The organism is Enterobacter cloacae complex sp. SHL009 (genome assembly GCF_049237205.1).
Lineage (GTDB): Bacteria > Pseudomonadota > Gammaproteobacteria > Enterobacterales > Enterobacteriaceae > Enterobacter > Enterobacter cloacae_M.
The window spans coordinates 12,756-24,615 of sequence record NZ_JBMKIW010000010.1; the positions used below are offsets into that span (position 1 = coordinate 12,756).

Here is an 11,860-nt window from a genome sequence, read left to right on the forward strand (position 1 = left end):
GCTTAAACGGGGTACAATTCGGAAAGTCTCGTAAATTTCCGACAAGAATCAGCATCGCGCTTATGACCCAAATCATTCCATCAGACTTCGACATTGCGGCCGAAGACAGCACTGAGTTCGTGCCTATGCGCGGCGTGGCCAATCCCCATTTGCAGACCATGCTGCCGCGACTGATCCGCCGCAAGGTTCAGTTCACCCCGCACTGGCAACGGCTTGACCTGCCAGACGGTGATTTTCTGGATCTCGCCTGGAGCGAAGCGCCTGAACAGGCTCGCCATAAGCCGCGTCTGGTGGTTTTCCACGGTCTGGAAGGCAGCCTGCACAGCCCGTATGCGCATGGGCTAATTGAGGCGGCAAAAGCGCGCGGCTGGCTCGGCGTGGTGATGCATTTTCGCGGCTGCAGCGGCGAACCGAATCGTCAGAAACGCATTTATCACTCGGGTGAAACCGAAGACGGGACGTGGTTTTTACACTGGCTGCGGGAAAATTATGGCACCGTGCCAACGGCCGCCGTGGGCTACTCGCTGGGCGGTAATATGCTGGCCTGCCTGCTGGCCAAAGAGGGCGAAAGCGTCCCGCTGGATGCCGCCGTCATTGTCTCCGCGCCGTTTATGCTCGAGCAGTGCAGCTACCACATGGATAAGGGCTTTTCCCGCGTCTATCAGCGCTACCTGCTCAACCTTTTGAAGGCCAACGCGGCGCGTAAGCTGAAGGCCTACCCGGATACCCTGCCGGTCAGCCTGCGCCAGCTGAAAAAGGTGCGTCGTATCCGTGAGTTCGACGACCTGATCACCGCGAAAATCCACGGCTTCGCCGATGCGATTGACTATTATCGTCAGTGCAGCGCCATGCCGCTGCTCAGCAAGATCACGCAGCCAACGTTGATTATTCATGCCAAAGATGACCCGTTTATGGATCATCACTCGATCCCCGCTCAGGAATTCCTGCCCGACAACGTTCACTATCAGTTGACCGAGCATGGCGGCCACGTCGGGTTTATCGGCGGCACGCTGCGCCGCCCGAAAATGTGGCTTGAGGCGCGTATTCCTGACTGGCTGACCCCTTATCTGGACGGTGCAAAATGATTATTCCCTGGCAGGATCTGGCTCCCGAAACGCTCGATAATCTGATTGAAAGCTTTGTATTACGCGAAGGCACCGATTATGGTGAACAGGAACGCTCGCTTGAGCAAAAGGTCAACGATGTTAAGCGCCAGCTGAAAAGCGGCGACGTGGTGCTGGTGTGGTCAGAACTGCATGAGACGGTCAATATCATGCCCCGCAACGCGTTTCACGGCTGATCTTCCACCCTTTTCAGTCAGGGAGTTGCTATGTCTGCCAGACATCCGGTTATTGCCGTTACGGGGTCGAGTGGTGCGGGAACCACCACCACCAGCCTCGCATTTCGCAAGATTTTCGCCCAGCTGAATCTCCGTGCGGCGGAGGTCGAAGGCGACAGCTTTCACCGCTACACGCGTCCGGAGATGGACATGGCCATTCGTAAGGCGCGCGATTCGGGTAAACACATCAGCTACTTCGGCCCGGAAGCCAATGACTTCGGCCTGCTGGAACAAACCTTTATAGAGTACGGTAAGAGCGGCAAAGGGCAGTCCCGTAAGTATCTGCATACCTATGATGAAGCCGTACCCTGGAATCAGGTGCCGGGAACCTTTACCCCGTGGCAGCCGCTGCCGGAACCCACCGACGTCCTGTTTTACGAAGGATTGCACGGCGGCGTGGTCACCCCTCAACACGACGTGGCGCGCCACGTGGATCTGCTGGTCGGCGTGGTCCCTATCGTTAACCTGGAGTGGATCCAGAAGCTGACGCGCGACATGAGCGAGCGCGGCCATTCGCGAGAGGCGGTGATGGACTCCGTGGTGCGCTCCATGGAGGATTACATTAACTTCCTGACGCCGCAGTTCTCCCGCACCCATATCAACTTTCAGCGCGTGCCGACGGTGGACACCTCCAACCCGTTCGCGGCCAAAAGCATCCCGTCGCTGGATGAGAGCTTTGTGGTGATCCATTTCCGCAATCTCGAAGGCATTGATTACCCGTGGCTGCTGGCAATGCTGCAGGGCTCGTTTATTTCGCACATGAATACGTTAGTCGTGCCGGGCGGAAAAATGGGGCTGGCGATGGAGCTCATCATGACGCCGCTGGTGGAGCGACTGATGGAAGGGAAGCAGATCGCGTGAGCATGTTCCCTCTCCCTGTGGGAGAGGGTTAGGGTGAGAGCATCAACACGCACGATGCCCCAACAATCACGCCTCGATCACTTCATACGAATGCGTGATTTTTACCGCTTTCTCCAGCATTAACGCCACTGAGCAGTACTTCTCCGCAGACAGGTCCACCGCACGTGAGACCGCCGCGTCTTTCAGCTCTTTACCGGTGACCACAAAGTGCAGGTTAATATGGGTGAACAGGCGTGGCGCCTCTTCGCGACGCTCTGACGTGAGTTTAACCTCACAATCCGTCACGTTATGACGTCCTTTCTGCAGAATCGACACCACGTCAATTGCGCTGCATCCGCCTGCCGCCATCAGCACCATTTCCATTGGGCTGGGTGCTTTATCGCCGGAGTTACCGTCCATCAAAATCTGGTGCCCTGACGCGGACTCGCCCAGGAACGTCAAACCTTCAACCCATTTCACGCGCGCTTGCATATTCTTAAACTCCAACGTTGCATTTTTGGTGACAGATTACGCGTGCGTTACATTTCTCGCAATGGAAGGCGACCTGCATCATGCTGAAGCGAGACACCAGGAGACACGCGGCGAAAGCTATGCTAAAACACTCTGGATGCTACAGTAATACATTGACGTTACACATGTATGCAGAGGACATCAAACTTTACTGGCTGCGAAACGTTACGGTAGCCGACTTCCCAGGGTATGGGTAAGAATTCGATTGCAACCCCAGAGTCCGGATGCATCTGATGACTCTGGTGACAGCTTATAACAGAGGATAACAGCGCATGGTGCTTGGCAAACCGCAAACAGACCCGACTCTCGAATGGTTCTTGTCTCATTGCCACATTCATAAGTACCCATCGAAGAGCACGCTGATTCACCAGGGTGAAAAAGCGGAAACGTTGTATTACATCGTTAAAGGCTCGGTGGCAGTGCTGATCAAAGATGAAGAAGGGAAAGAGATGATCCTTTCTTATCTGAACCAGGGCGATTTCATCGGTGAACTGGGCCTGTTTGAAGAGGGCCAGGAACGTAGCGCCTGGGTTCGTGCAAAGACAGCATGTGAAGTGGCTGAAATTTCTTACAAGAAGTTCCGTCAGCTGATTCAGGTTAACCCTGACATCCTGATGCGTCTTTCTTCCCAGATGGCGCGCCGTCTGCAGGTCACGTCAGAGAAAGTGGGTAACCTCGCCTTCCTGGACGTTACCGGACGTATCGCACAAACCCTGTTGAACCTGGCGAAACAGCCAGACGCTATGACCCACCCGGACGGCATGCAAATTAAAATTACCCGTCAGGAAATTGGTCAGATCGTCGGTTGCTCCCGTGAAACAGTGGGCCGTATCCTGAAAATGCTGGAAGATCAAAACCTGATCTCCGCCCACGGTAAAACCATCGTGGTCTACGGAACGCGTTAATTCCGCTTAAACGGCGTGCCATCGCAAGGTGTCACGCCGTTTTTGTCTCTACTCCCCATGTGGCGCAGGCTGATCTATCACCCGGAAGTTAACTACGCACTGCGGCAAACGCTGGTGTTGTGTCTTCCTGTGGCCATAGGCCTGATCCTCGGACATCTTCAGCAAGGCCTGCTGTTTTCCCTCGTACCCGCCTGCTGCAACATCGCCGGTCTGGACACGCCGCATAAGCGCTTTTTCAAACGCCTGATTATCGGTGGCTGCCTGTTTGCCGGCTGTAGCCTCGCCGTGCAGCTTCTGCTTGCCCGGGATATCCCGCTGCCGCTGATCCTGACCGTGCTGGCGATGACGCTCGGCGTCACGGCGGAAATCAGTTCGCTGCACGCCCGCCTGCTTCCCGCCTCGCTGATTGCGGCTATTTTCACGCTGAGCCTCGCCGGGAACATGCCGGTGTGGGAGCCGCTGCTGATCTACGCCCTGGGAACATTATGGTACGGGCTGTTTAACTGGTTTTGGTTCTGGCTGTGGCGCGAACAGCCGCTGCGTGAATCCCTGAGCCTGCTCTATGTGCAGCTTGCGGATTACTGCGAGGCCAAATATACCCTGCTCACCCAGCATACCGACCCGGAAAAATCCTTACCGCCGCTGCTGACGCGCCAGCAGAAGGTGGTGGATCTCATAAGCCAGTGCTATCAGCAGCTGCATATGCTCGCCGCCAACAAGAACCACGAATACAAACGGCTGCTGCGCACCTTCCAGGTCGGGCTGGATCTGCAGGAGCACATCTCCGTAAGCCTTCATCACCCGCAGGAGGTGCAAAAGCTGGTCGAGCGCAGCCACGCCGAAGCGGTGATCCGCTGGAACGCACAAACCGTGTCCGCACGTCTGCGCGTGCTGGCTGACGATATTCTTTATCACCGCTACCCCACGCGCTTTAACATGGAAAAACAGCTGGGCGCGCTGGAGAAAATCGCCCGCCAGCATCCCGATAACCCGGTCGGCCAGTTTGCCGCCTGGCACTTCAGCCGCATCGCCCGCGTGTTGCGCACGCAGCGCCCGCTTTATCCCCGCGACCTGATGGCGGATAAGCAAAAACGGCTTCCGTTATTGCCCGCGCTCAAAAGCTATCTTTCCCTTAAATCGTCCGCCCTGCGCAACGCCGCCAGGATTAGCGTTATGCTCAGTACCGCCAGCCTGATGGGCATGGCGCTGCACCTGCCGAAACCATACTGGATCTTAATGACCGTGCTGTTTGTCACCCAGAACGGATACGGCGCCACGCGGGTGCGTATTTTGCATCGGGCAGGCGGCACCATGGCCGGGCTGATCATTGCGGGCGTGACGCTGCACTTCCACGTGCCGGAAGGCTATACTCTGGCAGGCATGCTGGCGATCACGCTGGTGAGCTACCTGATTATCCGCAAAAATTACGGCTGGGCGATGGTGGGCTTTACGGTGACGGCGGTATATACCCTGCAGCTGCTCACGCTCAATGGCGAACAGTTTATTGTCGCCAGGCTGATTGATACCCTGATCGGCTGCCTGATTGCCTTTGGCGGAATGGTCTGGCTGTGGCCGCAGTGGCAGAGCGGGCTGCTGAGGCAGAACGCCCACGACGCGCTGGAAGCCGACCAGCAGGCTATTCGCCTGATCCTGAGCGACGACCCGCAGCCCTCCCCGCTGGCCTATCAGCGGATGAAGGTCAACCAGGCGCACAACGCCCTGTTTAACTCGCTCAACCAGGCGATGCAGGAGCCGGGCTTTAACTCGCACTATCTGGCAGACATGAAGCTCTGGGTGACGCACAGCCAGTTTATCGTCGAGCACATTAACGCCATGACCACGCTGGCGCGCGAGCACACGATGCTGACGCCGGATCTGGCGCAGCGCTATTTGCAGTCGTGTGAAATTGCGTTGCAGAGGTGTCAGCAGCGTCTGGAGTATGACGCGCCGGGCGAGTCGGGCGACTCAAACATTCTGGAAGCGCCGGAGACGTTAACCCACGGGCCAATGAGCACGCTGGAGCAGCATTTGCAGCGCGTTCTGGGGCATCTGAACACCATGCACACCATTTCGTCGGTGGCATGGCGTCAGCGTCCGCATCACGGCATTTGGTTAACGCGCCGGTTAAAGCGAACCGAGTATTAGCCTTTAACGATCTTCGCGACCGCCGAGGCAAAGCGGGTTAACCCCTCTTCGATGTCTTTGTCTTCTACCACCAGCGACGGCGCAAAGCGCATTACGTCCGGCCCGGCATTGAGCACCATCACTCCTTCGTGCGCGGCGGCGTGCAGGAAGTCGCGCGCGCGACCTTTGTACTGCGGCTTCAGCTCGGCGCCAATCAACAGCCCCATCCCGCGGATTTCGCTGAACACATCGTACTGCTCATCAATCTTTTGCAGGTGTTTTACGAACAGCTCGCGCTTCGCGCTCACGGCGTTCAACACCTCCGGCGTGTTGATAATGTCGAATGCAGCGCCCGCCACGGCGGTCGCCAGCGGGTTACCGCCGTAGGTAGAGCCGTGAGAGCCGACGTGGAACGCGGAGGCGATCTCCTGCGTCGTCAGTACCGCACTCACCGGGAAACCACCGCCGAGCGCTTTGGCGCTGGTCAGGATGTCCGGCGTAACGCCGTAGTGCATATACGCGAACAGATCGCCGGTACGCCCCATCCCGCACTGCACTTCATCAAAGACCAGCAGCGCCTGATGTTCGTCGCACAGCTCGCGCAGCCCTTTCAGGAATTCCGGAGTTGCCGCCGTCACGCCGCCTTCACCCTGGATCGGCTCAACGACTACCGCGCAGGTGTGATCGTCCATGACCGCTTTCACCGCGTGCAGATCGTTAAACGGCACGTGGACGATATCGGCTGGCTTCGGGCCAAACCCGTCAGAATACTTTGGCTGGCCGCCAACGGAGACGGTAAAGAAGGAGCGTCCGTGGAAGGCATTGTGGAAGGCGATGATTTTGGTTTTGTACGGGCTGTGGCGCGTTGTTGCGTAGTAGCGCGCCAGCTTAAAAGCGGTTTCGTTGGCTTCGGTGCCGGAGTTCATAAACAGCACGCGCTCGGCAAAGGTCGCATCAATGATCTTGCGGCCCAGGCGCAGCGCCGGTTCGTTGGTGAACACGTTGCTGGTGTGCCACAGGGTTTCGCCCTGGGTTTTCAGCGCCTCAACCAGCGCGGGATGGCAATGACCCAGCGCCGTGACCGCAATACCGCCCGCGAAATCCACATACTCTTTCCCCTGCTGATCCCAGACGCGGCTGCCCTTTCCCTTCACCGGGATAAACTCAGCCGGTGCATAAATCGGCAGGATCACTTCATCGAATGTCGCGCGGGTTATTGCTGGTTGTTCAGTTGCCATGTCATGACCATCCATTTTTATGTCACAGTTATTGTGAAAATATAATCACAAAATATGCATAAAAAATCACAGCAAGGCAACAGATATTCAGCGATTGAGGAAATTTGCCAGCAGCGCGTGCCCCTGCTCGCTGAGGATGCTTTCCGGGTGGAACTGCACGCCTTCGAGGTCCCATTCGCGGTGGCGAATCCCCATGATCTCCTGCGTATCGCTCCAGGCGGTCACCTCAAAGCAGTCGGGCAGGGTCGACGGGTCAATCACCAGGGAATGGTAGCGCGTCACGGTTAGCGGATTATTGAGCCCCGTGAATACCCCGGTGCCGGCGTGGGTGACCGGAGAGGTTTTACCGTGCATCACTTTCTCGGCGCGCACGATGGTGGCACCAAACGCCTGGGCAATCGCCTGATGGCCCAGACAGACGCCCAGGATCGGCAGCTTGCCGGCATAGTACTGGATAGCATCCAGAGAAATACCCGATTCCGACGGCGTACACGGCCCAGGAGAAATCACGATTTTCTGCGGAGCCAGCGTCCCGATATCGGCCAGTCCGATCTCGTCGTTACGGCGGACAACCACCTCTGCACCCAGTTCACAAAAATACTGGTAAAGGTTCCAGGTGAAGGAATCGTAGTTATCAATCAGCAGAATCATGGCGGCTCCCGAAAAAAATGCCGCCCTATTCTACTCAGATTCCCGCGCTTCGCTCACTACTTTGGCAAAGATAGCGTTTAGCGCGGTTAAATCTCCCGTTGCGCCGCTTCGGTTAGCCGCCACCCACTGGTCGGGATCGATATCGCGCCAGTCCAGCGAGTAGCCCGCGTGGAGCGCCAGCTGCTCGAAGAAAACGCGTTGGGCAATACCGTTGCCGCGCATAAACGGATGTAGCATGTTGATTTCGCAGTAATAGTGGCTAACCCGGTCAACAAACGCCGCTTTCTCAAGACCCACGAGATACTTTTCGCTTTCCAGCGCCGCCATCAGCTCGTTACCCATCTTCTCGATGTATTCGAAATGGCAGAAAGGAATGTCACCCTTAAAAATATCGTCAGTGCGGAACTCACCTGCCCGCTTCATCTCGCTGCGGTACAAATGACGATGAATAAGGCACAGATGGGGCAACCCGGGCGCGGAAGGCCCAAGCTCCAGCGTCTCAATATGGGGCTCTGAGGGACCATTACCTTTTTCAAGGAGACAACTGGCCTGTAAATTGACGTTACGCTGCTGTTCCCAGAGACGGGATTTTTGCTTGTCGGTGAGCTTTTTCACTTAACGCCTCCCTGAATAGTCCGTTTGCCACAAGTATAAGCAGCAAAACGCGCTTTCGCAGGGAGGGTTACAGAATGCGGGCAGGAGAAGCCCGCGTTCAGAAGAATTACGGCAGAACTTTTGCGGAGAGGATAACCACCGGTTTTGACGGCACATTCTGATACGGACCGACGTCGTGAGTAGGCACCTGAGAAATCTTGTCGGCCACGTCCATCCCTTTCACGATTTTACCGAAAACGGCATAGCCAAAGTCGCGCTGACCGTGGTCGAGGAAGGCGTTATCCGCCACGTTCAGGAAGAACTGGCTGGTCGCGCTGTCTTTGTCTGCGGTACGCGCCATGGAGATGGTGCCGCGTTTGTTCAGCAGGCCGTTGTCCGCTTCGTTTTTGATTGGCGGGTTAGGCTGTTTCTGCTGCATCTGCTCGTTGAAGCCGCCGCCCTGCACCATAAAGCCTGGGATCACGCGGTGGAAGGTGGTGTTGTTATAGAAACCACTGTTCACGTAGTCGAGGAAGTTTTTCACAGAAACCGGAGCTTTCTGGCTATTCAGTTCCAGCTCAATGTTCCCGGCGGAGGTGGTCAGCAGAACGTGAGGGTCCCCTTTGGCTGCCAGCGCAGCAGGGGAAACAGCAGAAAGAGCAAACACAGCTGCGACAGCCGCCAGTGTTGATTTGAGCATGAGAATTCCTTAACAAAGCGCAGTATAAAAAGCGAATGGCTTGATTCTAAAGAGCAGTATGAACGGAGACCAGCCTTTTACCTAATTTTACGAAATTGAAACAGTTGTAACCGCGCAAACGGTTGGCTTTGGCGCCATTTTGTGTGATCGAGATCACACAAAAACATGCAATGAAGTTCTAATTTCTCTTAAAAGATATGAATAGATCACTTTAATGTCTAAAATCTGCCCGCTCTCAGCGCCCTCCTGGGCGCTTTTCTTTTTCTGAACAGGCCAGACATGACTAACAGCAATCGCATCAAGCTCACATGGATCAGCTTCTTCTCCTACGCTCTGACCGGCGCGTTGGTGATCGTCACCGGGATGGTGATGGGGAATATCGCAGACTACTTCCAGCTGCCCGTTTCCAGCATGAGTAACACCTTCACCTTCCTCAACGCGGGGATCCTGATCTCTATCTTCCTGAATGCCTGGCTGATGGAAATCGTCCCGCTGAAAACCCAGCTGCGTTTTGGCTTTGTGCTGATGGTCGCCGCCGTGGCGGGCCTGATGCTGAGCCACAGCATCGCCCTGTTCTCCGCCGCCATGTTCGTGCTCGGTCTGGTGAGCGGGATCACCATGTCGATCGGTACGTTCCTCATTACCCACATGTATGAAGGCCGCCAGCGCGGCGCGCGTCTGCTGTTTACCGACTCCTTCTTCAGCATGGCCGGAATGATTTTCCCGATGGTCGCGGCCGTTCTGCTGGCGCGCAGCATCGAGTGGTACTGGGTCTATGCCTGCATCGGCCTGGTCTACGTGGCGATCTTTATTCTGACCTTCGGCTGTGAATTCCCGGTGCTGGGCAAGAAAGCGCAAACCACCGCCGAGCCCGTTGCGAAAGAAAAATGGGGCATCGGCGTGCTGTTCCTCTCCGTTGCCGCCCTGTGCTACATTCTGGGCCAGCTGGGCTTTATCTCCTGGGTACCGGAGTACGCCAAAGGTCTGGGCATGAGCCTGAACGACGCGGGTAAACTGGTGAGCGATTTCTGGATGTCTTACATGTTTGGCATGTGGGCGTTTAGCTTCATCCTGCGCTTCTTCGACCTTCAGCGCATTCTGACCGTGCTGGCCGGGCTGGCGACCGTGCTGATGTACCTGTTCATCAACGGTTCACCGGAGCATATGCCGTGGTTCATTCTGACCCTGGGCTTCTTCTCCAGCGCCATTTATACCTCGATCATCACCCTGGGCTCTCTGCAGACCAAAGTGGCCTCGCCGAAGCTGGTTAACTTCGTCCTGACCTGCGGCACCATCGGCACCATGCTGACCTTCGTGGTCACCGGCCCGATCGTCGCCCACAGCGGTCCGCTGGCGGCGCTGCACACCGCCAACGGTCTGTATGCCGTGGTGTTCATCATGTGCTTCATCCTGGGCTTCGTGACCCGCCACCGCCAGCACAACGCGGCAGCAGCGTCTCACTAACCCCTACGCCCCTTTGCGCTCGGCAGAGGGGCTGTTTCTGGCAAAGCTTACCTCTTCTCCTCCGATATCCATCTGGATCCACGTCTGCGCCAGCTGCGTCGTGGCGATCACCCGTCCCTGACGAATCGACCAGCGCACCGGCACCTGGCAGCGCACCGCTTCAAACCCGCTCTCGGCAGGCAGAATAATCAGGTTCGCCGGGTTACCTGTCTTAATGCCGTAATCGCTCAGGCCGAAGGTACGGGCGCTGTTATGGGTGATGAGATTCAGGCCGCTGTCGATTTGCGGATAGCCCATCATCTGACAGACGTGCAGCCCCATATGCAGCACCTGCAGCATGTTGCCGATGCCGAGCGGGTACCACGGGTCGAAGACGTCGTCATGACCGAAGCAGACGTTAATGCCCGCTTCCTGTAACTCTTTCACCCGGGTGATGCCGCGGCGCTTCGGATAGTCATCAAAGCGCCCCTGCAGATGAATATTGACCAGCGGGTTAGCGACGAAGTTAATTCCCGACATTTTCAGCAGACGGAACAGCCGCGAGGTGTAAGCGCCGTTGTAGGAGTGCATGGCGGTGGTGTGGCTGGCCGTCACGCGCGGGCCGATGCCGGCCTCATAGGCCAGCGCTGCCACCGTCTCGACAAACCGCGACTGCTCGTCGTCGATTTCATCGCAGTGGATATCCAGCGGACGGTCATACTTCTTCGCCAGTTCAAAAGCGATATGCAGCGACTGTACGCCATACTCGCGGGTGAACTCGAAGTGCGGGATCGCCCCCACCACGTCGGCGCCCAGCCTTAACGCCTCTTCCAGCAGCGCCGCGCCATTCGGGTAAGAGAGGATACCTTCCTGCGGGAACGCGACGATTTGCAGCGTTACCCACGGGGCAACCTCCTGCTTCACCTCCAGCATCGCCTTCAGGGCGGTGAGCGTCGGGTCAGAGACATCCACATGGGTGCGGACAAACTGGATGCCGTTGGCAATTTGCCACTTCAGCGTTTTCCAGGCGCGCGCTTTAACATCCTCATGGCTGAGCAACGCCTTGCGTTCCGCCCAGCGCTCAATGCCTTCGAAAAGCGTGCCGGACTGGTTCCAGTTCGGCTCACCCGCCGTCTGGGTCGTATCAAGATGGATATGCGGCTCAATGAACGGCGGGATCGCAAGCCCGCCGCGCGCGTTCAATACTTCATAACTTTCGGCGTGGGTGTCGTCCATCGGGGTGATGTCACCAAATCGCCCGTTCTCAATGGCGAGCTGCCACAGCCCTTCCTGACCCGGTAAACGCACATTCTGAACAAGCCATAACGGTGCTGTAGACATACCCTTCCCCTAAAAAACGCCGCTGATATTCAGGCGTATCGATTTTGGCAAAACTGCCCCTGATTTGTACACAAATTCAACGAGCGCGAAAAGCCTGCGATTTCCGCTACTTATAAAAATCCTGACAAATCAGTCATATACCACCTAAGGAGTA

12 protein-coding genes are annotated in these 11,860 nt (G+C 56.7%); 6 read left to right on the forward strand and 6 right to left on the reverse strand.

Annotated elements, in window-relative coordinates; translation table 11 throughout:
- Positions 1 to 62 precede the first annotated feature (62 nt).
- Genes ACOTZC_RS19430 through ACOTZC_RS19440 form a run of 3 tightly spaced genes read left to right on the forward strand, consistent with a single transcriptional unit; the run spans position 63 to position 2,200 of the window.
- On the forward strand, positions 63 to 1,085 hold the full coding sequence (locus tag ACOTZC_RS19430; protein ID WP_039263094.1) for a hydrolase: 1,023 nt from the start codon (positions 63 to 65) through the stop codon (positions 1,083 to 1,085).
- Entirely contained in the window at positions 1,082 to 1,300 is a 219-nt protein-coding gene (locus ACOTZC_RS19435; protein ID WP_008503016.1) for a YheU family protein, read from the forward strand. The genes ACOTZC_RS19430 and ACOTZC_RS19435 overlap by 4 nt, the downstream gene beginning before the upstream one ends.
- A 30-nt stretch (positions 1,301 to 1,330) precedes the next feature.
- The gene (locus tag ACOTZC_RS19440; RefSeq protein ID WP_023309465.1) at positions 1,331 to 2,200 is read left to right on the forward strand and encodes a phosphoribulokinase; all 870 of its coding nucleotides are present in this window, start codon (positions 1,331 to 1,333) and stop codon (positions 2,198 to 2,200) included.
- 66 nt (positions 2,201 to 2,266) lie between these two features.
- On the opposite strand, the gene ACOTZC_RS19445 is transcribed toward ACOTZC_RS19440, so the two are convergent.
- Entirely contained in the window at positions 2,267 to 2,671 is a 405-nt protein-coding gene (locus tag ACOTZC_RS19445) for an OsmC family protein (RefSeq protein ID WP_045403391.1), read from the reverse strand.
- 311 nt (positions 2,672 to 2,982) lie between these two features.
- Here ACOTZC_RS19445 and crp point away from each other — a divergent pair, with 311 nt between their 5' ends.
- On the forward strand, positions 2,983 to 3,615 hold the full coding sequence (gene crp, locus ACOTZC_RS19450; RefSeq protein ID WP_000242758.1) for a cAMP-activated global transcriptional regulator CRP: 633 nt from the start codon (positions 2,983 to 2,985) through the stop codon (positions 3,613 to 3,615).
- Positions 3,616 to 3,672: 57 nt separating this feature from the next.
- Positions 3,673 to 5,760: a YccS/YhfK family putative transporter gene (locus ACOTZC_RS19455; RefSeq protein WP_039263093.1), complete on the forward strand. Its 2,088-nt coding sequence runs from the start codon at positions 3,673 to 3,675 to the stop codon at positions 5,758 to 5,760.
- Here ACOTZC_RS19455 and argD read toward each other — a convergent pair.
- The 4 genes from argD to ppiA form a co-directional block, all read right to left on the reverse strand.
- Positions 5,757 to 6,977: a bifunctional acetylornithine/succinyldiaminopimelate transaminase gene (gene argD / locus ACOTZC_RS19460; RefSeq protein ID WP_171863420.1), complete on the reverse strand. Its 1,221-nt coding sequence runs from the start codon at positions 6,975 to 6,977 to the stop codon at positions 5,757 to 5,759. The two genes, ACOTZC_RS19455 and argD, sit on opposite strands and share 4 nt — an antisense overlap.
- Before the next feature lie 87 nt (positions 6,978 to 7,064).
- Positions 7,065 to 7,628, reverse strand: a complete 564-nt coding sequence (gene pabA, locus ACOTZC_RS19465; RefSeq protein WP_045403387.1) for an aminodeoxychorismate synthase component 2 — start codon at positions 7,626 to 7,628, stop codon at positions 7,065 to 7,067.
- A gap of 30 nt (positions 7,629 to 7,658) precedes the next feature.
- Positions 7,659 to 8,243, reverse strand: coding sequence for a putative adenosine monophosphate-protein transferase Fic (locus tag ACOTZC_RS19470; protein WP_023309470.1), 585 nt, complete (start codon positions 8,241 to 8,243; stop codon positions 7,659 to 7,661).
- Positions 8,244 to 8,349: 106 nt separating this feature from the next.
- Complete coding sequence (gene ppiA / locus ACOTZC_RS19475; protein WP_023309471.1) at positions 8,350 to 8,922, reverse strand: peptidylprolyl isomerase A; 573 nt, start codon at positions 8,920 to 8,922, stop codon at positions 8,350 to 8,352.
- 279 nt (positions 8,923 to 9,201) lie between these two features.
- Here ppiA and tsgA point away from each other — a divergent pair, with 279 nt between their 5' ends.
- Complete coding sequence (gene tsgA / locus ACOTZC_RS19480) at positions 9,202 to 10,386, forward strand: MFS transporter TsgA (protein WP_045357612.1); 1,185 nt, start codon at positions 9,202 to 9,204, stop codon at positions 10,384 to 10,386.
- A 3-nt stretch (positions 10,387 to 10,389) separates the two neighbouring features.
- On the opposite strand, the gene ACOTZC_RS19485 is transcribed toward tsgA, so the two are convergent.
- Positions 10,390 to 11,706, reverse strand: a complete 1,317-nt coding sequence (locus tag ACOTZC_RS19485; RefSeq protein WP_163354626.1) for a cytosine deaminase — start codon at positions 11,704 to 11,706, stop codon at positions 10,390 to 10,392.
- Positions 11,707 to 11,860: the final 154 nt, after the last annotated feature.